Source organism: Paenibacillus anaericanus (assembly GCF_003994475.1).
In the GTDB taxonomy this organism is placed as follows: Bacteria; Bacillota; Bacilli; order Paenibacillales; family Paenibacillaceae; genus Fontibacillus; species Fontibacillus anaericanus.
In genome coordinates this window covers 106,612-126,794 of record NZ_RZNY01000005.1, presented here as the reverse complement: position 1 = coordinate 126,794, position 20,183 = coordinate 106,612, and the positions used below count along the sequence as shown (strand labels likewise).

The window sequence follows — 20,183 nt, the reverse complement described above, 5'->3', positions numbered from 1 at the left end:
TCCCTCGCATTCTAATCATCCTTTTAAAATAATGAAGTATCGTTTAGCTTCTTCGTGACAAAGTTGGCGCAGAGCAAAAGAATAAAGGCAATGATTGATTTAAATAGGCCGACTGCTGTTGAATAGGAAAAACGCCCTTGGGTAATCCCCGTTTGATACACATAGGTGTCGATGACATTACTCGCGGTTTCATTAAGTTGGTTTCTCAAAATGAATACCTGATCGAAGTTGGAGTTCAAAATGCCACTAATCGCCAGAATGAACAATATTGAGACAGTCCCTTTAATCATAGGTAACGTGACCCGGAACATCTGTTGGAATCGACTTGCCCCATCGATGGTTGCCGCCTCGTATAACTCAGGTGAAACGCTCGAAATGGCGGCTAGATAAATAATCGCAGACCATCCGAGTTCCTTCCAAATATCCGAGGTAATGACGATGGTCCAGAAGTAAGATGGTTCTGCCAAGAAACTAATCGGTTCGTCGATCCAATTCAAAGCCATTAGCATATTGTTGATGATTCCGACATCCGCAAGCCAGGTCGTCAGGATCCCACCTAAAATGACCCACGACAGAAAGTGGGGTAAATACGAGATGGTTTGTACAAATCTCTTGAAACGCACATTACGAAGCTCGTTAAGAAAGAGTGCGAACAATATCGGTAGCGGAAAGCCAATGAGTAACTTAAAAAAGCTCATACCCAGCGTATTTTTTAGTACATAAAGTAGGTTTTCATCGGTCAGAAATTCTTTGAAGTGCTTTAATCCAACCCAAGGCGCTTCAGCGATCGAATGAATAATATTGAACTCCTTGAACGCAATAATGATCCCGTACAATGGAATGTAGTTAAATATGATCATCCATGCTACTCCAAGCAGTACCATCATCTGCAAATACCGTTGACTAACAAACTTTCTTCCGAATTTCTTAGCCCTTGCTTTCAAGTCAGGGCGATTGGCCTGTACTCCTGGGACTGCTGATTCTCCATCCATTTGGCATCCTCCAGTTTTTTCATAACTTCTCTAGTATTGATGTGGAATGAGCGTGATGCATAAGGGATCAAGCTATGCATGAGGTAACCCTATTTCAAGTTGTTGATAGCTGGCTTAGGCTTAGGTCACTCGGCTGCATAAGATCCTACGGTAACAGGAAGCTTACCTCTAGCAGGAATGTCTCCCATGAGCACTTTGGCTAATGACTGAATAGTGAGCGGTTTGTTCTCGTAGCAGGCTAGATAGGTTTTAACCTTAGGGAAAGTTGTTAAATCGTACGGAATTCGCAGGGAAGCGACGATTAGCGCTATACCTTCTCTTTCTGCGAGCTCCTGCACGAGTCGCTGCTGACCCGTTGAAAAGCTAGCATTATACGTAGCAACAACGACCTGCTCGTAATCCATGCTTTCTGCTAACACATTCGCTATCTCATCTTCACTTGGATTAACGTCAATAACCTGTTCTTTGAGCCCAGTCACCCTGCTTGTCAGCATTTTACCGAGCGTTACTTCCTGGCCTTCGGGTTCAGCCGTTTCTGAGACTGGACGCATATTCGGCCATACAATATACGTTCTTGCGTCAGATTTTAATGGGAATGTACCCTCGTTCTTAACGAGCGTAATACTTGCTTCGCTAAGCGACCTCGCAAATGTCAGCGATTCATCCGTAGCGATGATTGATGTATTTGCGGGCTCACTTTGCTCGAATAGCCCATTTTTCTGTTTCAGTTTCAGTAAGCGTTCCACCGATTCCTCAATGCGTGCTTCACTGATCCTTCCGCTGCGGACAGCGGCAAGAACCGCCTCAATCCCTTCGGTTTGAAGCGAGATTTGGTGACTGATCAATACCAGATCAGCTCCTGCTTCAATTGCCATAACAGCCCCAAGACCAACACCTATACCCTTTTGGATGGCGTTCATCTCCAAACAATCGGTTGTAATGATCCCCTCGAATCCTAACTCCGTCCGAAGCAGACCCGTCAATATCTTATGGGACAATGTTGCCGGAATATCTTGATCCTCATAAGCGGGAAAGATCACATGCGCCGTCATTACTGCATCTACTCCAGAAGCAATAGCCTGCTTGAATGGAACTAATTCCACCTCATGTAACCGCTTGCGATCATGACCTACTAGTGGTAATTCATGATGGGAGTCAGCGTTCGTGTCCCCATGTCCAGGAAAGTGTTTCGTGGTGGCAGTTACACCTGCTTCCTGATACCCTTTGATTGCAGCACAGCCCATGGTAGCAACTAGACTCGGACTCTCCCCGTAAGAACGAACACCGATTACAGGATTATCTGGATTGTTATTAACGTCTAGACAAGGTGCAAAGTCCATATTGATACCCATAGCCCGCAGTTCTCTGCCTGCGATGAAAGCCGCTTTGTGAGCCGCTTCAATATCTCTTGTCGCACCAATCGCCATATTGCCAGGCATGAGGGTAACACCCTTTTCTATCCCCGCCACCATACCGCCCTCTTGATCGATAGAAATAAGTAGCGGAATGCCTGATGCTTGTTGAAGATCTGCAGATAGAGTGGCTACTTGTTCTGGTGAACTAGCATTGCGGCGGAAATAGTTGACGCCGCCAATATGATAATCATTAATCAGGCTTAGAATTGCATCATTGGGCTTCGTATCATCAAACCCACACATAAACAATTGACCGACCTTTTGCTCCAAACTCATGTTTTTCAGTTGATCTCTTATCATTTGGGAACCATTCCTCCTTGATTTCCGGCGCATTACCGATCTTGTATAAATTCGATCATTTCTCCACCTGGAGCCTCAATAAAGCAAAAGCGCATTCGAACGATCTCCCCTGAATGGGCCGTAATGTCAGCGTCCATCGGTTGCCCCCTGCGAGTTGCCCCTGCAGCTTCGGCTTTGAGTAGTGATGCTTCAATATCCTCCGTGCGAATCGCCACGTGCTGCCATATGCCCATAGGGAACGAATCGTTAGATTGAAAGATCTCGATAATATCACCGTCACCTAAATCAACTAGCACAGCATGATCATTCCCGCCATCTGTGCCCCACTCGACCAAGAACTTAGCTCCCAAACCTTCTATATAGAACGCAACCGTTCGGGCCAGATCAATTGTTTTCAAGCAAACGTGGTGAATGCCTAACCGCTTATTTGTCGTATACATTTCGTTACTATCCCTCCAGAAAGGATTGGATCCCATGCAGAGAACGTTCTGCACCTTCAAAACCGGGATATGCCTTTTCAGACTCATGTTCTACAATAAGCCACTCCGTACCAGCAATCTGGCATTGCTTCACAATTTCAGGCCAGTTATTATCGTCATCTTCCGCTCCGATAAAGCTCTCCAATCCGCTTCGGTGGGAATAAGGTTTACCGTGTACGAGTAAGGAGCGACCCGGAATTGCTGCAAGCACTTCCTCTGGATCGACACCTGCTTCCAAGCAATTGCCGGTATCTAGTTCAAGGATGACGTCATTATTCAGATGCTCACACAGCAGATCCCACGGAGTAGTTCCGTCATCGTATCGAATCTCGAATTCATGTGCATGTGTGTGATACCCAAGTCTCATTCCATGTTGTTGCAGTCGTTTACTTATTTGGTTCATCCTCTTAGCGTGCTGTATCCAAACCTCCGGGCAGTCCTCCTCTTGGATATGGGCAATTTCCCATGGACCGCCGAGCGCCGGAATGATCACATTTCGAGTACCTGCAAGCTTGTGATATTGAACCGTCGCGGGGAGTGTATCCGGTTGCAATAACTCCCACTCGGTATGCCAGCCACAATTCACAAGACCATTTCGTTCCAAGAGCGTCCGAATCACTTCGGGGGGGTGTACAAACTTGCCATAAAACTCAACGCCTTCGTAGCCAAGCTCTTTTACACGAAAAAGCGTTTGTTCGATGTCAGCCTGCAGCTCCCGATAAACAGAATACAACCCTAACGCAACGGATAGGGGTTTCATGAAATGCCATCCCATTTTGATACCAAGTGCTTGACGCTAGCTGCAGCCTCAGCATCCATAAGCACTTCACAGTTCGGATGCAATTGAATGATCGAAGCTGGGATGTCTGTTGTCACAGGTCCGAGCAGCGCTTGTTCGATGATCTTGGCTTTGTGCACGCCTTTGGCAACCAGGATGATTTTACGTGTGTGCATTATATTTTTGATACCGCGTGTTAGTCCACCTAACTCTAAGCTGTCCGGCACGTTAGTTTCTCTACGGACACGGGCTTCAAAGTCAGGATCCATCGGGGATACCCAAGTCTCGCTTTCAAAAGGAGTGCCGGGTTGGTTGATTCCAATGTGACCATTCATTCCGATGCCGAGCATTTGTAAATCTACGCCCCCACGACCAGCTAGTCTCTCCTCAAAAATCTTCGATTCTCTTTCAAAATCATCCGATAATGTTGGTGGCATGATGAAGTTATCTTCAGAAATACCCAGATGCCTTACTAATTGATCGTAAATCATCGCATAGCAGCTTCCTGAATACTCTCTTTCCAAATTCGTCAATTCATCAACGTTGAAGAAGGTCACTTTCGAAACATCAAATGGATACTCCCTATAAATGTCTGACACGATTCGATGCATCCCACCAGTTGTCTGTCCGGTAGATAAGCCAATGACGGAATCTGGCTTCTGCATGATTTGTGCTATAATTCTCCAAGCTGCTGTAGTATCAAATTTCTGTTCGTCCGGCATGATTGTAATTTTCATGGTTGCCTCCTCAGAGCCTAAAACTCAAATTTTCTCACTATTCTTCCTTCTCATTCTTGCGTGTCAACCAAACTTAACCCTGGGCGACGAACGATTCCGAATAGTGGACTTTCGTCAAATGTTTGTGTAACGTTACACATAAAATATCAGGTAATATTTACTCTGTCAATGTTTTATACACATATTTTCACATTTCGTTCACCGTTAACCTATCAAATACGGACTAAACTCTTATGAAATACATCAACTTATAATGCTGAATTCCAGCGTCACACCTAGGTTTTCAGCTTTTGGGATGCAATAATTGCAGTGAAATCATGTTTTTAACCCACTTTTGTTTAGTTGACAGCTAATTTCTTGTTTGATAACCTTGTTTCGAAAACGTTACACATTCACAAAATGGTAAAGTTACCAAGTAGTCAGGAGATGTTTTCTAGTGGACAACGAGATTCCTACATCCATTCTTGCGATAGATCTAGGTGGAACCAAAATACTGCTGGGAGAGGTTACACCAGATGGAGAGGTCCTAAATACCAAGTCTTATCCCAGCGATACAACCACGCAGGCGATTGCACTCGAACATATTATTCATGCAATTCATGATTATAAGAAAACAGTACCCTTCATAGCTAAGGAGCAAATAGCCATAGGGATTGGTCTTGTTGGACGAGTAGATCATGAGAATGGAATATGGCTTGAAATTGAACCCGGTAAATCTCAAGAGACGGATGTTAAGCAGATCATCGAAGCTTTATTCCATTTGCCCTGCGGAATCGATAATGACGTAGCCTGTGCTACGAAGTCAGAACAACACTTCGGATGGGGAACTTTATCCAATAATTTTCTATATTTGAATGTCGGTACAGGCATTGCAGCTGGCTTCGTTGTTAACAAAGAATACATTACAGGCTCACATTTCAATGCTGGTGAAATTGGACATACAGTCGTTGCGATGGATAGCGATGTGTTATGCGGATGCGGTCGGACGGGGTGCGTAGAGCGGTTAGCATCGGGTCTAGGATTACATGAGCGGATCATTGCCTTGAAAGACGAATACCCCTCCACCTCTTTGAACATTGAAGAGGGCGAGCGCATATCAGCCTATGCCATATTTGACGGGGCTGAATCCGGAGATGAGCTCTGTTCGAAAGTTACTGAAGATGCTGCTGCGGCTCTTGCTTCAACGATTATGAATCTGGTACGGGTCAGCGATCCAGACACGATTATTCTCGGTGGTGGAGTCACGAACAACACATACTTTTTGAACAGAATTAAGCACTATTTAAATCCACGTACGATGCGCTTTGTAACCAATGGTCTTGTATTACCGAAGCATTCGCAAACCGAGAGTGGACTTATTGGCGCTGCATTGGTTGGTTTGGAGACTAGTAAATTATTACGATGAGGAGTTGGAAGGATATGAACACCAAGTTCAAAGAGGCGATTAAACAATCGGGTTATATTCATCGGCCGTTAGTGCTGGACGAGGAGTTTTCACTTGAGCATGAGCAAAAAAACAATACCGTTCTGGAAGAAAAATATCTATTCGACTCTAGGCACCCAGGTAGTGCCGACTGGATTAATACAGGAACCTGGGACTTACTCACACTTCCTAATCAGGAGCTTCAGATAAGCTCTCCATCACTTATGCCAGACTGGCCAGAAGGTGCCCCAGAAGACGGCGACTACGTAAACTTTGGGACCGCGAGTATGGTCAAGACATTTGACCGTGAAAATTGGGAAGATTTCAACCGGATCACACTCGAGGTATATCCTAATTTCCCTGGTGTCCCTAACCCATATATTATGCTGAGGTTCAAAAATGAGGGCATTATCCCCGTTCCTGACATCTACCATCGTGAAGGCTATCATGGTATCAATCTGAACAACCACGAGTGGAATACCGTACACTTGGAAATCGAAGGGTTACCTAGAGATGCGATTACTGAGCTGTCGATCGGCTACTACTTGGTCGGCAAGGAACGAACTACAGGTGATGAGCTAGAGCTACGCCTACGTAAAGTGAAACTTGAGAGGGTAGTAGAATTCGAGATCTCAAAAGGCTGGATTCCTAAACCAAATGATATTATCTTCTCCCACAGCGGATATAACTTATCCGGGATCAAAACGGCCTTTGCCTCACAATTGCCCGCTCAACGGTTCGAAGTAAAGCATGCCGAAACAAACAAGATGGCATACTCCGGCAATATCGATATCATGGAGACGGATCTAGGCAAATTCTACATTATGGATTTCTCCGAACTATCTCAAGAAGGTAGCTATTATTTACAAGTTGGGGCATTAACCTCCGAGCCATTTACTATAGGGAATAGCGTGGATATTTGGCATGCATCCGTTTGGAAAGCATTGAACTTCATTTTCTGCGAGCGGTGTGGTTATCCCGTCCCTGGCATTCATGGTAGCTGTCACGCCGATATTATCGCAACTCATGAGGATACAACCCTGTCCTTCAATGGGGGCTGGCACGATGCTGGGGATGTATCACAACAGCTAATTCAAACAGCCGAAGTGACCCTCTCCCTCTTCGAAATGGCGGAGAAGGTGAAGCTACTCGACGAAGATCTCTACCTCAGGCTATTAGAAGAAGGCGAATGGGGCTTAGATTTCATACTTAAGACACGCTTCGGCGATGGATACCGAGCGACAAGCGCCGGCATTACCCGTTGGACAGATGGGCGGATCGGCAATATGGACGATGCAGAAGCCCGCGTTCATAATCAAGCTTACGAGAATTTCTATTGTGCGGGAATTGAGGCCTACATTAGTAGCCAGCTGATAACAACGAACGATGCCCTATCCAACCGCTTGGTTCAAATTGCAAAGGAAGATTTTCAATTTGCGATAGCGGAATTTGAGCAACATGGCTTTGACCAGAAGCCCATCTTCTGGGAGCATACATATCAAACTTCGGAAAGTCTATATATGGCGACAGCTTCTTGGGCAGCATCGATGCTATACCGTATAACAAAGGATGAATGGTACGCTCTTAAAGCTGCAGAGTTTATCGCATACGTCCAAGATTGCCAAGAACTAGAGGGCATTATCCTTGATAATAGCTCCACATTATCTGGGTTTTTCTATCGCGACCCAAATAAACAGGTACTACAACATTTTAACCATCAAGCCCGGGAGCATTTGTACATGCATGCCCTTATCGCCATTCACGAAACGCAAAATAATCATCCACAAGCGGAGGGCTGGCTACAGTCCATCCAAGCTTACGGACAATATCTGAAAGATCTATCGACCTATACGTTGCCTTATCCAATGATATCGAGTGGTGTGTATCATATCAAAGAGCATTTAGACGAGAAAAGCTTTCATTATCAGCATCTTCTGACGGATCACCGTGCACAAGAGGACTATCAGGACCAGTTGAAACACGGCGTCAAATTGAATGACTCCTATTATCTGCGGAAGTTCCCCGTATGGTTTTCCTTTAGAGGCAACAATGCTGTGATCTTATCTACTGGGAAGGCCGCTTCATTAGCCGCTGCCTATTTGAAGGACCGTAATTTAAAGGAGATCGCCGAAGGACAGTTGCAGTGGATTGTGGGCAAAAATCCGTTTGGCCAATCACTGATGTATGGTGAAGGCTATCGTTATGCGCAGCAATACTCTGTTATGAGCGGTGAAATGACGGGTGAAATTCCGGTAGGGATTCAAACGTTCGGTAATGAAGATGAGCCCTACTGGCCTCAATTCAATAACGCTACCTACAAAGAAGTCTGGACGGGGAACGCCGGCAAGTGGCTGTCGATTATAGCTGATCTATATGTGAAAGATATCTAGAAATATGCAGATGTGTTAAGCCACTTTGCCGATAATTGAAGTTCAACCATCAGGATATTACACTTTCTCTTTACAACTATTACGAATGATTAGATCTGTCTTCAGTACAATTCTTTCCTTCGGCGCATTCAAGTCTTGCAAGCTGCTGATCACTTGCTTAATTCCCGTATATCCTGCAAGTTCAAGCGGCTGCTTGACTGTGCTGATAGGTTCGAATTGAAAACCGAAATCAGCCGGACGCTCATCATCGTAACCAAAAATAGATACATCATCGGGTACAGAGAGCCCTCTCTCCTCAAGCGCCTTCATGGCTCCAAAGGCAGAGATATCCGTCGCGAAGAAGATCGCTGTCGGCCGATCTGGGTGATCCATCAGTTTATTACCACTCTCATAGCCGCACCTTATATAGGTTTCGATACTCCATACGTCATGCGTATCTCCGCCTTGAGGGACGCTGAAATCGGGGTAAATAATTAATGTCGGATCAATGGGAATCTGAGCATCCTGTAACGCTCTCATGTAACCATTAAGCCGTTCTAATGTTATCTTAAGGTTAATATTCCCTGTCACATGGGCAATCCTGCGATGTCCAAGCCCTATTAGATACTGCGTTGCCCTATAGGCACCATCTACATTGTCCATCACGACTTTATTCGCATTAACCGAATCCAAATCGTTCTCAATCAGTGTGGTAGGAAAATTAGATTGGGATAAATTCATGATAATCTCATCATCAGTAACAAGGCTTCCATAGATTAGGACCCCGTCAGCTCTCCCCTTTGTTAGGAATGCAACATGCCTCTGCTTCTTCTGAAAATCTCCACTCGCGCTGCAATAAATAATATTGTATACGCCCTCTTTATCAAACTCATCTACGCCTTTCTCTAATCCCTTAATCAGCTTACTGGCAGAGGGAGAGCTAAGGTAGTCTAGAACGATACCAATCGTATTCGTCCTTTGGAGTACAAGAGAACGCGCCAACTCGTTAGGTACGTAATTTAGATCGCGCATAGCTTGAAGGATTTTCGCTCTGGATTCCGGTTTAACTCCTTTTTGATTATTCAGTGTTCGGGATACTAGAGTAACGGATACTCCTACTCTCTCTGCTACATCTTTAATCGTTGCCATTCCTATACCTCCATTCTCATTTCTCAACATAATCTTATTATGATATTTGTTCTATACTCTATGCAATTAATCTTCCCTTGAGTGTAGCATTGTGTAGCATTGTGTAGCATCCAATGGGTCTCTTACCCGTTACAATCTCCAATCGAATAAGACACATGTTTTCTGCAAAGTCCCGCACGCTATACTCTCATACACCCCGGCACATTCAGATGGGGACACGACTTCATAAATTCCTTCAACCTTGATCAAGCCATCCCGAATCCATTCCATGGCTCTCACCATACTATTATGATTACTGTTTGGATCGAAGTCCGTGGAATTACCCGGCGAGGACCACTCCCAACCAGAATACACATGAATGTACCCGTAGAAAATATTCAATAACAGCTCTTGCGCAAAAGTATCCGTAGAACGAAACCATGGTACGCCTATTAGATAGAGCTCTCCGCATTTTCGAAGATTTGCCATCAAGGAATAGACCGCATTTTCCCGTCCGGAGCATTCCATTGCTAGTCCAGCAACTCCTTTTACTTCAGGCACATCGTCAAGGGAACCGTATACATGCCGCAGTCCACAGGATTGTGCAACTTCTCTACGACTCAAGTTGGGATCGAACGCATAAACCTTGTAACCACAATGCTGCATGACCTGAGCACACATAAGTCCAACAACACCCAATCCTGTCACGAGAACCACTTCGGTCGGACGAATTCGTGTATGAATCATAGACGTCATTGATACGGCTGGAAAACGGCCAATCACTGCATGCTCCGGAAGCATCCCTGCTGGGATATGTATGATTTCGTCATCTTTCACTCGGTTATAAGCACGATGGGGAACCATAGCAAACACGATATCTCCTACATTGACGTTCGTTACCGCGGCGCCGATCTCCTGCACTTCCATTGCCGCAGCGTAGCCGGTTTCCACCGGATATGCTGTCCCTCCAAAGTAATCCATGTATGCCCCACGTTCCGAACCGGAGGAAACAAGTGAAACTACTGTACGACCGATGATATCGTGCGCAGAAAGAGGACTATCATCCCAAGCACACTTTACCAGTGCGGCCAGTTGCTTCTCTATGAATTGGACCGAATAATTATCTCTTATCGTGATAACCAACACCTACTCTCTATATGTGTAACGTTACACATATAAGTTAGCAGAATACTACGAACGTTGTCAAACGTACTTCGCTTCCATTTTGATAATTAAGCATATACTTTATCCAAGATAAGAGAGGACACTCTCCCAATCTTTACATAATCTTAAAGAACAATTAAGGTTCCACTCAGATTTGCTGGTTACAATAACACTAGGCTGAAACTCTTACATCTCTTAATCATATGATTAACACCAATAACCATGGAAAAGAGGAATTTAACTATGAACATAAAACGAGTAATCATTGCCGGAACGATGATTGTAGTTATAACCTTCGGAAATAGCGCATTAGCCGACTCCATTGCAAGCGCAAGTCCCGTAGCGAAGTGGTCCTACACTGGTGTTTCGGAGAAAGATGATTTGCTGGAAGCACTCAATCAATCGTCCGACGAGGAGCTGTATGAATCCTTATATGAAGGTAATTCCCTATATGACATTACGACGGATCAAGGTGGAGACATCGCGAAAGTCATCCAACTGCAAACGACACAACTTATAGAGCAACTAGATAACCGCCTTCGCAGCGGCAGCATTTCCGCTGAGCAATATGCCGCGTACAAGGAAGAAGTCCAGGAAATCGTCGAACAGAGCGTCTTCACCTCTTTCGGTTAACCCCCGAAGACTCTATGTTCGCGCGCAATAAGACCCAAGGTTATACCTAGGGTCTTCGATATTCACTCTGGCTATCGCTATTAAAATGCCTCAAGGCGGAGGAAATCCTCCGGCTTAGAGCCATTCGTGATAACCAAGTAGCGTGCTTACATATCTTTGGCATTCTTTTTAGACATAGAGGTACTAGTTCTAAACTGATAACGATACAGCACGACAACAGCAATGATCAGCAGAGATAATACAGCAAAAATATTACTGTAGATATATGCTGCATCATTCGTAACAATCGGGTTTAATTGAAGGGACGTTGAGCTTTGGTCGAGCATCTTCCCCAGCGGATGCGACGAATAAAAAAGTGTTGTGGACATCCAGCAAGCCTAATGTTGCAGCGGTAGACGAGAATGGACCTGTCTCGGCGATCGGTAAGGTAATACGTTTGTTACAGCTCGTACTCAAAATGGGGAACTGAGCGCAGTGTCATCGGTCACAGTTGCAGAAGCGGCTACTCCACTAGGGATGCCAACAACGTAAGAGATGACGCAGACTGTGCCAAGTCAAATCCTACCTGCGTGGTTTCTTTCGAGGAACCCTTCAGGTCGGTTATTTGGTTTCTTCACCTTATTGATGTTTAAGCCACTTGCAATCTGTTATTTCTATTTCTGTAAAAACCGCTTTAAACGAGGAGTCTTCTGGGCTACAAGCGTATAAACCAAAATTTATTTGTCTATTCCCCTCAAACAAATGAAAAATACGCATTTGTTTGAATGTAATCCCATCCAAAGAGTTTTCAATACAGAAATCACTCTCACGTCGACTTAATCTGTAGTACATGGTTTTAATTGTGGCATCAACATCTGTTGTTGCCCAATCCGAATATCCGTGATTTGTAACGACACTACCAAGCCTTTGATATTCATCATTTTCATATTCAATCGATGCTTTGAACCAATTGTCACTGTCCTGGTAGATAATTACCCCACACTGGTCAAATCTATGCGTGCTATCGAAATCTGTTTTTACGGTAAAAGAAAAGTACCTTTCGTCCGTTTTCATGAGCAATGCAGGTGCATTATCATTTCTAAAACCATAATATGTTCGTTGCCAAAAATCAGTATTCGGCTCGGTTACCATTTCAATCCCTTCATCTGTAATCGAAAAACTACTTATTGGGTTCTGCCAAAAAAGATGTTCTTTGTTAAAATTCATCACTCTACTCCTCAATTATTATTAACTCTTTCCTGTGTTTCACCTGGTTGTAATAACTTTACCACTCACTATTGCATGTAACAACATGATCCACTTCATCACTTACTTATGGTACGATTCGGCTTATAAATGGCAATATGCACAGAAATAAGTCGTAATAGTGATAACGGTTAGGTCGGGGTCAGTTAAACATCGGCGAACCTGTAAATATTTAATTGTTAGCCTTAAAATCGCAAAAAACTCGTCCTATGCTGAGTATGCACTGGACGAGTTTCTATGATTTCATCTTAAGGGTTGAGCACCGGTACCCTCAATACAGGGTAACATGAAGGTGATACGCTTGATACCGCAGAGGATAATAAACCAAAATTGAAAAATTAACTTATCGCACAACTAAATGCTTAAAGAGCCTGAAACAACCGCTCCCCTTTTGCCCCGATGTATCGGTACATCACGTTACAGACCACTATCATAATAAGTCCAATGCCTAACAAAATAAGATTCCCATTTATATTGGACAAAAGAAGGGATAGACCCAACAGAATCACTATGCTGATGATACCTATAAATAGAGCTACAATAACCGCTGCGCTTTGTTTGATAACGGTAACTTCGCTTGTCCACTCCAGCTTAGGAAGTTTTAAGTTGACCAGCACACCCATTATTGCGGAGAAACAAGCATAAATCACAGGGATCACAAGCAATAGCAAGCTTTCCATCCATCCCGTGTGCAAGGATATCATCAGCAGCACACAGCTGACAACCAAGATAGGTAGGGTAACGGTAAGGTTCACCGCAACTTTGCTAAGTAGTATCGTTTGTTTCGGTACAGGTGAGCTCTTTAAAATCCATATATTCTTACCTTCAAGAGAAATGGAGCTTGACGTTGTACAGCTTATAGCGACAAACATGGATACGACTAGTGGTGCCAGTATGTTCAAATAAGTAGAAAGCTGCGGTATGTTAGTCAATTGTCCAAGCTCATCGGCATCTATGAATAGCAAGGAAATCGACATCGCAAGTAAAAGTATCATGCCGATGCTTGTATTCAGTATATATAAGGAAGAACTAAAATATCGACGCAGCTCCTTCTTATAAAGCGCGCGAAATGGCGACCCTATTGATAGCGACTTCATCTGATAGTTGCTGCTCGTATGAGAAGCCATTAACCCTGTATGAATGGCTTTATATTTTGTAGCCAGTACTGTGCAAAACAACATAAATGAAAGTAGGGATATCGCTATAAATAAGACAAATGAGCCAACCTGATAGGAGCAAACGGCATCTATATACATGGATGTAAGAGGATACAGCTTAAATATCATACCCGCCAGCCCCGTACTCATATCAGCAAATTCTTGCTCATTACCATCCACACGAAACGAGCTCGCCATAATGGCAATAACAAGTGCAAAGTTTAATAGGATATTGATCATCCGACTCGCCTTAAATCGTGAGGAGATCCAGCTGATTAGTGCGCCAACAATAGTTGCAGCAATGATCGGTACTAACGGAATAAATAAGAGTGTCATCAGAAAAAACAGATAATAAAACGAACCAGGATTTACTTTGATCGCATAAACCACCCCAGCTGGCACCATCACCATCAAAGTAAAAAATAAATTCAGCACATAGAGCTGAAGCACACGACTCGCAACAACATGGCTCGTTTTGATAGGCAATGACATAACCAAATCGTAATCTTTAAAACCGAATAATACACCGCTTGCCTTATAGATCGTTGTGAAGAGTCCGATCAGGGAGGTTACAGCCATCATAATAGCAAGTAGCAGATCCATCCGACCTATTGATTCAAAGGTCATCGCCATCGCATAGCTGTATCCAAATGAAACCACTGCAATCATGCCCACACCAATCAGAATACTGATACTCAGCAGAAGTAACTTGCGTCTTTCCTTCACATCACGAGCATGCAGTGCTTTATTCAAGCCAAAGGAAGATAGCAACTGGAGCTTCGTCAATCTCCATATATTAATCATTGGCTATCAACTCCAGGAATACATCTTCAAGACTGTTGTCACCCTTAACATCTTCTGTCCTGCCATGGGTTATTAATTTACCCGCTTTAATAATCGCAATTTTGTTACAAAGCTTTTCTGCCACGTCCAGTACATGAGTCGAGAAGAAGATTGCACTACCATTGCGGCAGAGATCCGCCATGATCGTCTTTAACGTGTGAGCAGCCTTAGGGTCAAGTCCAACAAAGGGCTCATCCAGCACTAACAGCTTAGGTTTATGGATCAGCGCAGAGATGATAGCGAGCTTCTGCTTCATACCATGGGAATACGCAGAGATCATATCACCTAGACTGGCTGTAAGCTGAAAGTCATCACTGTATTTTTTAATTAGTGCCTCACGATCGGCTTTGGATACTTTGAAGAGATCTCCTATGAAATTCAAGTACTGGATGCCGGTAAGATGATCGTATAGATCCGGGTTATCAGGAATATACGCAGTAATGGCTTTACAGGCTACCGGATCCTTTTTAATCGAGATACCATCAATTTCAATATCTCCTTCTTCAAAATCAAGCACACCCACCACCGACCGAATGGTCGTTGTTTTGCCTGCTCCGTTATGTCCGATAAAGCCATAAATATCACCACGCTCGACCACTAAATTCAAGTCGTCTACCGCCTTCTTACCACCCTTATACCGTTTGGAAAAATGTTTTATTGTGAGCATCTTCCATCACCTCTTCATTAGCTTATATAAAACGCTTGGAATAGCGTCCTATCATCTTCTTCATCCGATTTTTCTAGTTGAACAACTATTATACGAATAGCCTAACCTAAACGTTCAATTGCCTCATCAAAAAAAATAAAAAGGTATGCTGCCTCGGCAACATACCTTCTCTATTATATGCAGAATCGCTGGATGCCGCTGTTCAAATTGCCGGCCAATTCAAGGAGCTGCTCAGATGAGCTTTCATTCACGATTCAGAACGTGGGTTCGAATCCAACTTTCTAGCTCGTTGCTCTCTATCCTGAAGGCATTCTCAGTCTCATTAGGATGGAGCTCAATACCATGGGAGTTACCGAACAGAACCAGCTCGACTTGATACCCATCCTCAAAGGAAATAGACCCTGAACCGGAAGCCCCGTATATACTCCCTGTATCGAATGGCTCCAATCGCGCTTCCTTGATCAGTTCCACGACCTCGTTCCTCTCTTCAACCGTCAAACTTAGTTTATCGATCATGCCAAATGAGATTTCTGACACTACTCCGGTCTCCAGCCGTTGCTGGAATTTCTTCTCCCATTTAGCATCCGAACCACCTGTAAACATAGAGGCACAGCTCGAAACGATTAGAATAAATCCAGCAAGTGAGGCTATGACGCCTACGGTTCGATGCATAGCGAGTGCTGCGTCGCTCGGTTCCGCATCTTTAATTTTCCAACCAATAGATAAATACCAGGCTGAGTAAGGTGATGCGACCCCTAAGATTCCTATGACAAGCAGAATGAACCCAAATAATCCATTCATGGAAGCCCTCCTTAATTGTTATGGATATAGTATCAAACGCTTTATTTAGGAATAAGTTCCCTTTATTTGGTTCACAAAAAAAGAAGAGGGGTGATCAGTCCCTCTCCTTTTTGCGTTTAAATAGAAGCTAAGATCTAGCTCCATAGAGTAAGGCACCGATAGCTCCAGAATATTCACCATTCTTAACAAATACGGGTGAAGCTCCTCTAAGCAGAGTATATCTTTGCACAGTCTCGCTAAGTAACTCATTGTCTATAAACGTGGATCCAATAAAAACAACAGATGAGACGCCACAATTTTGAGCCGCAAGAACACTAGTCGTTGCTACGGTTTCCCCTACAAGCCCTACTACCGAGGCCAAAAGCTCTTCATGTGTAAGCTCATCCGTAGAAGGTAACTTTAGCATTCTGCCAAAATTACTTGCCGTCAGATCTCCTGGAATTGGAGGCTCTGCATCCTCATAAATATGACTCACTTTCAAATCGATTCGATCCCGTTCTCCTTTGGACGCTAGTTTGACGATGTCTTCATAATCGGTTAAACCAGTCAACAGACGAGCTAAACCTAATAATGTACCACCACCAACCCCCGTTCCTCCGATACGTTCATGCTTAGTTTTTCCAACATGATGAATCGAAGTCCCCGTCCCCACATTGGTTACTATATATTCTTGCTGCTTCGAATCATATTTATTAAGAAGATACTGTACTCCGCGACAAGTTGCCTCAAACTCAACAATATGTAATGGTTTTCGTATCATAAATGATTCAAATAATTCAGCCTTACCACCGGTAAGACATATCTTTGCATCATCCAACTTATTCATCTCTATAGCGACGTTTTCTATTTGGGCGACAGGGAATTTGTTAAAACTCAGAACATCATTCTCCATACTCGCAACTTTGATTAGCGTACCGCCAACATCAATACCAATATTCTTAATTGCTATGCACTCCTTCTCAGCGAAAATCCACCAACTTATTGTGGCATACTGCATATCAATTGTTCAACTATGTATATATATTTAGCGAAAACTATTCAATAATATCCAACATTATAGTATTAATTACGAATTCGATCATTGCACAAAAAACCAACTCCATTAACGGAGTTGGTTTTAGATCCACTTTATAGAGCATCACTCGCTTGGGCAGCAAGATGCAGTTCCCTATACTTGGCTGGGGTAATTCCCTCTTTCTTTCGAAAGGTGGCAACGAAATGGCTAACGTCATTGTAACCTGCTAATAGAGACACCTCTTTAAGCGCCATGCCGGGATTCGTCACCATAATTTTTTTGGCTTCCCGAATTCGAAGTTGAATCAAAAAAGAATAGGGGCTCATGCCGAATGCATCGCGGAACAGCTCATTCAAATAAGAAACACTCATATTAGCTTGTCCTACAATTTCCGGTAGCCCGACGTTGGCAGAACAATTTTCCTCCATCCATTGTACAACGGGACGCAGCTTATCATAATACTGGGACAATGAGGGCTGATCATTTGGCATGCCAAATTTTTTCAGTAGCATCAGAAAGTGATACAACTCTGTAGACGACTCCAATCCAGAGAATTCGGCATCCCGATCGACCTTATGAATCATCTCCCCAATGACATTCGTGAAGCTAAACTGATCCGACTCGGTATAAATAGCCGATTGGTTCATTCCTATTGAATCCAATATCGCAGCTACAGCCACACCACCAAATGTAATGTAAGCAGTCGACCAACGATCGGATACAGGATAATAGAAATGAGGGGTAAAAGGCGTTATCAATACTCCCTTGCCTGCAGTTAGCGAGACCCTTGATCCTGAAAACTCAAAGATTCCCTCCCCTTCTAGCGTGTGAAGCCAGTGATAATAGGGATATCCATCCGGTCGATTGAATATGCGTTCCCATGCACTGTAACCGATCGTTTCGACATACAGCGGAAGCGAACGCTCTAATGAATTAAATACGCATCTGATGTTCTCATTGCTCCATCTCATGGATCATCCCACCTGTTAGCAACCAGTCTAGTTATGGATAATTCCCACTACTTGCCGACAATTATACCATGCTCAAAATTTTCGGAATACATTTAGGGAGTCCAGCGCATTTCCTTTGAAGTCGAATAATCCTTGGTTGGCCCAATGATTCCCCATCGTAGCGATATCATTCCCGTAGTTCATACCGGCATAGCTCGCCCAGCTTGACCCTTCCACAGGCAACCATGCGGGCTCCCAATAGACGATTCCGAGTCCCTTATTATTAGGGACCTGCTGCACCGTCGTCATCAAATCATGCAGAAATTGCGCTTGACCTTCTACTGTAGCTGGATACCCGGCTTGATTAGATAGATACTCTGTAAAAATATCATGTCCTGACGGACTTTCTGACGTAAATCCGTAAGCGGTCTCTACGACAAGCACCTCTTTGTCATAACGAACACTTATATCTTCCATATTGAATCGCAGCTCTTCTAAGGTTCCATGCCAAATCGGATAATAAGATAATCCTATGATGTCGTAATCAACATCTCTCGCACTCATCTCATCGAACCAAGTTCGGTACAGAATGTTAGAACCCCCTGCATCAAGATGCAAGATGATTCTCATCGAGCCCGCTTCTCTTACCGCCCGAACTCCTGCCTTTAACAGACCAGCCAATCGATCATAGGATAATTTCCACTCTTCGTCATCCACGGCTTCGAACTTTTTCTCTTCAAAAAGATACTTAGGTGTCTTACCATCAGGCCACAACATACCGTTCGTGGTCTCATTCCCAACCTGCACGATATCCGGAAGAACGTCACAAGCTCTGCATACGTCTAGAACCTCTTTGGTGTAAAGGTAAACTTTCTCCTCCAATTGTTCACCGGAAAAGGATTGCCACGCCTTTGGCTTCGACTGCTTTTTCGGATCCGTCCAAAAATCGCTGTAATGGATGTTAAGCATAAACTGAAGTCCTTGTTCTTTAGCTCTTTTAGCTAACTCAATCGTTGTCTCCAAATCATTAGTTCCGCCCAAATAAGGCTCGCCTTCTTCATCATAAGGATTCAACCATAATCGCAGCCGGACTGCATTCAACTCTTTGATACGTAATATTTCAAATAGATCCTTTTTCTCATTGTCGAGGAAGTATTCTCCCCCTAAGGTTTCCACTTCAGTCAGCATAGAAATATCTACGCCTTTCATAAAAGTATGGCTCATCTCTATCTATCCTTCCTATCCTTTGTCTCCACCAGCCGACAACCCGTTAATCAAATATTTCTGAAGCACAATATATAGAACCGCGATTGGAATAGCTACCAACACTGATCCTGATGCAAACAACGTGAACTCATTCCTGGTCTGATCGATAATCATCGAATACAGGCCAATGGCAACCGTCTTCTTCTCTTCGCTAGAAATAAGCAACCTTGGCAATATAAAATCCATCCATGGTGCAGCAAATTGTAATACAGCTACAAAAGTCAACATGGGTGACGCTAACGGTATAATAATTTTCGTGAAAATTTGTGTACGTGAGGCACCGTCGATTAAGGCCGCCTCATCAAAACTCGGTGAAATATTGTCGAGATATCCTTTAAGTAGCCATATGTTATAGGGCAATTGAGCAGCGATACCCACAACGACTAGACCGACTAAGCTGTCCAGCAGGCCAAAGTTCAGAAACAGCATATACACAGCAATTGCTGTTAAGAAGGCTGGGAACATTTGCAGAACTAGAATCGTCAACAGACTGACTTTTTTTCCTTTAAATTTGAATCTTGAAAACGCGTATGCTCCTAAAGTCGAGAGAAGGACACCAAACACCATGTTACTCAGGGCAACTTTGAGCGTGTTCATATACCATATTGGAAAATTCGTGTTCTGAAAAAGATCCTTATAGTTCTGCAAGGTGGGATTGTGTGGTATGGCAGAAGCATTAGCGAGTCCCTTCGAACTACCGAAGGAAGAACCTACAATCCAAACCAAAGGGTAGATAACGACAAGCGCCACAACAATCAATTCCATGTAGATCAGGACTGTTTTGAATACTCCTGCAACGTTTTTACGCTTACGATTCATAG

At 43.7% G+C, this 20,183-nt stretch carries 20 protein-coding genes; 4 read left to right on the top strand and 16 right to left on the bottom strand.

From position 1 onward, the window contains the following. Positions 1 to 23: 23 nt before the first annotated feature. The 5 genes from EJP82_RS08275 to EJP82_RS08255 form a co-directional block, all read right to left on the bottom strand. Positions 24 to 992, bottom strand: a complete 969-nt coding sequence (locus EJP82_RS08275; protein WP_127191565.1) for an ABC transporter permease — start codon at positions 990 to 992, stop codon at positions 24 to 26. Between the two features lie 125 nt (positions 993 to 1,117). Beyond that, positions 1,118 to 2,707 carry a beta-N-acetylhexosaminidase gene (nagZ, locus tag EJP82_RS08270; protein WP_127191564.1) on the bottom strand — a complete coding sequence of 530 codons (1,590 nt, stop codon included), beginning with the start codon at positions 2,705 to 2,707 and terminating at the stop codon, positions 1,118 to 1,120. Between the two features lie 32 nt (positions 2,708 to 2,739). Further along, a complete protein-coding gene (locus EJP82_RS08265; RefSeq protein ID WP_170220155.1) occupies positions 2,740 to 3,147 on the bottom strand; it encodes a VOC family protein in 408 nt (135 codons plus the stop codon). A 7-nt stretch (positions 3,148 to 3,154) separates the two neighbouring features. After that, positions 3,155 to 3,946, bottom strand: a complete 792-nt coding sequence (locus tag EJP82_RS08260; protein WP_170220154.1) for a sugar phosphate isomerase/epimerase family protein — start codon at positions 3,944 to 3,946, stop codon at positions 3,155 to 3,157. Beyond that, complete coding sequence (locus EJP82_RS08255) at positions 3,943 to 4,701, bottom strand: 6-phosphogluconolactonase (RefSeq protein ID WP_127191561.1); 759 nt, start codon at positions 4,699 to 4,701, stop codon at positions 3,943 to 3,945. The genes EJP82_RS08260 and EJP82_RS08255 overlap by 4 nt, the downstream gene beginning before the upstream one ends. Positions 4,702 to 5,137: 436 nt before the next feature. Between EJP82_RS08255 and EJP82_RS08250 the strand changes: the two genes are divergently transcribed. Continuing rightward, complete coding sequence (locus EJP82_RS08250) at positions 5,138 to 6,106, top strand: ROK family protein (RefSeq protein ID WP_127191560.1); 969 nt, start codon at positions 5,138 to 5,140, stop codon at positions 6,104 to 6,106. A gap of 14 nt (positions 6,107 to 6,120) precedes the next feature. Then, entirely contained in the window at positions 6,121 to 8,514 is a 2,394-nt protein-coding gene (locus EJP82_RS08245) for a glycoside hydrolase family 9 protein (RefSeq protein WP_127191559.1), read from the top strand. 57 nt (positions 8,515 to 8,571) lie between these two features. On the opposite strand, the gene EJP82_RS08240 is transcribed toward EJP82_RS08245, so the two are convergent. Both EJP82_RS08240 and EJP82_RS08235 read right to left on the bottom strand, forming a co-directional pair. Next, positions 8,572 to 9,642, bottom strand: a complete 1,071-nt coding sequence (locus EJP82_RS08240; RefSeq protein WP_170220153.1) for a LacI family DNA-binding transcriptional regulator — start codon at positions 9,640 to 9,642, stop codon at positions 8,572 to 8,574. Positions 9,643 to 9,771: 129 nt separating this feature from the next. Beyond that, positions 9,772 to 10,764: a zinc-binding dehydrogenase gene (locus EJP82_RS08235; RefSeq protein WP_127191557.1), complete on the bottom strand. Its 993-nt coding sequence runs from the start codon at positions 10,762 to 10,764 to the stop codon at positions 9,772 to 9,774. Positions 10,765 to 11,028: 264 nt separating this feature from the next. On the opposite strand from EJP82_RS08235, the gene EJP82_RS08230 reads away from it, so the two are divergent. Next, complete coding sequence (locus tag EJP82_RS08230; protein ID WP_127191556.1) at positions 11,029 to 11,418, top strand: hypothetical protein; 390 nt, start codon at positions 11,029 to 11,031, stop codon at positions 11,416 to 11,418. Between the two features lie 146 nt (positions 11,419 to 11,564). Here EJP82_RS08230 and EJP82_RS08225 read toward each other — a convergent pair whose 3' ends face one another. Next, positions 11,565 to 11,786: a hypothetical protein gene (locus EJP82_RS08225; RefSeq protein WP_127191555.1), complete on the bottom strand. Its 222-nt coding sequence runs from the start codon at positions 11,784 to 11,786 to the stop codon at positions 11,565 to 11,567. On the opposite strand from EJP82_RS08225, the gene EJP82_RS28810 reads away from it, so the two are divergent. Beyond that, positions 11,774 to 11,887, top strand: a complete 114-nt coding sequence (locus EJP82_RS28810) for a hypothetical protein (protein WP_425464331.1) — start codon at positions 11,774 to 11,776, stop codon at positions 11,885 to 11,887. The two genes, EJP82_RS08225 and EJP82_RS28810, sit on opposite strands and share 13 nt — an antisense overlap. Before the next feature lie 149 nt (positions 11,888 to 12,036). Here EJP82_RS28810 and EJP82_RS08215 read toward each other — a convergent pair whose 3' ends face one another. From EJP82_RS08215 to EJP82_RS08180, 8 genes are all read right to left on the bottom strand, one after another. Further along, complete coding sequence (locus tag EJP82_RS08215; RefSeq protein WP_127191554.1) at positions 12,037 to 12,624, bottom strand: DUF1349 domain-containing protein; 588 nt, start codon at positions 12,622 to 12,624, stop codon at positions 12,037 to 12,039. A 401-nt stretch (positions 12,625 to 13,025) separates the two neighbouring features. Then, complete coding sequence (locus tag EJP82_RS08210; protein ID WP_127191553.1) at positions 13,026 to 14,624, bottom strand: hypothetical protein; 1,599 nt, start codon at positions 14,622 to 14,624, stop codon at positions 13,026 to 13,028. Then, the gene (locus EJP82_RS08205; RefSeq protein WP_127191552.1) at positions 14,617 to 15,330 is read right to left on the bottom strand and encodes an ABC transporter ATP-binding protein; all 714 of its coding nucleotides are present in this window, start codon (positions 15,328 to 15,330) and stop codon (positions 14,617 to 14,619) included. The genes EJP82_RS08210 and EJP82_RS08205 overlap by 8 nt, the downstream gene beginning before the upstream one ends. 243 nt (positions 15,331 to 15,573) lie before the next feature. Continuing rightward, positions 15,574 to 16,131 carry a DUF6199 family natural product biosynthesis protein gene (locus tag EJP82_RS08200; protein ID WP_127191551.1) on the bottom strand — a complete coding sequence of 186 codons (558 nt, stop codon included), beginning with the start codon at positions 16,129 to 16,131 and terminating at the stop codon, positions 15,574 to 15,576. 127 nt (positions 16,132 to 16,258) lie between these two features. Next, positions 16,259 to 17,128 carry a type II pantothenate kinase gene (coaW, locus tag EJP82_RS08195; RefSeq protein WP_127191550.1) on the bottom strand — a complete coding sequence of 290 codons (870 nt, stop codon included), beginning with the start codon at positions 17,126 to 17,128 and terminating at the stop codon, positions 16,259 to 16,261. Positions 17,129 to 17,259: 131 nt separating this feature from the next. Further along, the gene (locus EJP82_RS08190) at positions 17,260 to 18,117 is read right to left on the bottom strand and encodes an AraC family transcriptional regulator (RefSeq protein WP_127191549.1); all 858 of its coding nucleotides are present in this window, start codon (positions 18,115 to 18,117) and stop codon (positions 17,260 to 17,262) included. Between the two features lie 72 nt (positions 18,118 to 18,189). Next, a complete protein-coding gene (locus tag EJP82_RS08185) occupies positions 18,190 to 19,320 on the bottom strand; it encodes a glycoside hydrolase family 53 protein (RefSeq protein ID WP_127191548.1) in 1,131 nt (376 codons plus the stop codon). Between the two features lie 15 nt (positions 19,321 to 19,335). Then, positions 19,336 to 20,181 carry a sugar ABC transporter permease gene (locus EJP82_RS08180; protein ID WP_127191547.1) on the bottom strand — a complete coding sequence of 282 codons (846 nt, stop codon included), beginning with the start codon at positions 20,179 to 20,181 and terminating at the stop codon, positions 19,336 to 19,338. Positions 20,182 to 20,183 lie beyond the last annotated feature (2 nt).

Coding starts and splice junctions, on each gene's coding strand:
- EJP82_RS08275 (WP_127191565.1), bottom strand. CDS start 992: ATGGATGGAGAATCAGCAGTCCCAGGAGTACAGGCCAATCGCCCTGAC.
- nagZ (WP_127191564.1), bottom strand. CDS start 2,707: ATGATAAGAGATCAACTGAAAAACATGAGTTTGGAGCAAAAGGTCGGT.
- EJP82_RS08265 (WP_170220155.1), bottom strand. CDS start 3,147: ATGTATACGACAAATAAGCGGTTAGGCATTCACCACGTTTGCTTGAAA.
- EJP82_RS08260 (WP_170220154.1), bottom strand. CDS start 3,946: ATGAAACCCCTATCCGTTGCGTTAGGGTTGTATTCTGTTTATCGGGAG.
- EJP82_RS08255 (WP_127191561.1), bottom strand. CDS start 4,701: ATGAAAATTACAATCATGCCGGACGAACAGAAATTTGATACTACAGCA.
- EJP82_RS08245 (WP_127191559.1), top strand. CDS start 6,121: ATGAACACCAAGTTCAAAGAGGCGATTAAACAATCGGGTTATATTCAT.
- EJP82_RS08240 (WP_170220153.1), bottom strand. CDS start 9,642: ATGGCAACGATTAAAGATGTAGCAGAGAGAGTAGGAGTATCCGTTACT.
- EJP82_RS08230 (WP_127191556.1), top strand. CDS start 11,029: ATGAACATAAAACGAGTAATCATTGCCGGAACGATGATTGTAGTTATA.
- EJP82_RS08225 (WP_127191555.1), bottom strand. CDS start 11,786: ATGTCCACAACACTTTTTTATTCGTCGCATCCGCTGGGGAAGATGCTC.
- EJP82_RS08215 (WP_127191554.1), bottom strand. CDS start 12,624: ATGAATTTTAACAAAGAACATCTTTTTTGGCAGAACCCAATAAGTAGT.
- EJP82_RS08210 (WP_127191553.1), bottom strand. CDS start 14,624: ATGATTAATATATGGAGATTGACGAAGCTCCAGTTGCTATCTTCCTTT.
- EJP82_RS08205 (WP_127191552.1), bottom strand. CDS start 15,330: ATGCTCACAATAAAACATTTTTCCAAACGGTATAAGGGTGGTAAGAAG.
- EJP82_RS08200 (WP_127191551.1), bottom strand. CDS start 16,131: ATGAATGGATTATTTGGGTTCATTCTGCTTGTCATAGGAATCTTAGGG.
- coaW (WP_127191550.1), bottom strand. CDS start 17,128: ATGCAGTATGCCACAATAAGTTGGTGGATTTTCGCTGAGAAGGAGTGC.
- EJP82_RS08190 (WP_127191549.1), bottom strand. CDS start 18,117: ATGAGATGGAGCAATGAGAACATCAGATGCGTATTTAATTCATTAGAG.
- EJP82_RS08185 (WP_127191548.1), bottom strand. CDS start 19,320: ATGAGCCATACTTTTATGAAAGGCGTAGATATTTCTATGCTGACTGAA.
- EJP82_RS08180 (WP_127191547.1), bottom strand. CDS start 20,181: ATGAATCGTAAGCGTAAAAACGTTGCAGGAGTATTCAAAACAGTCCTG.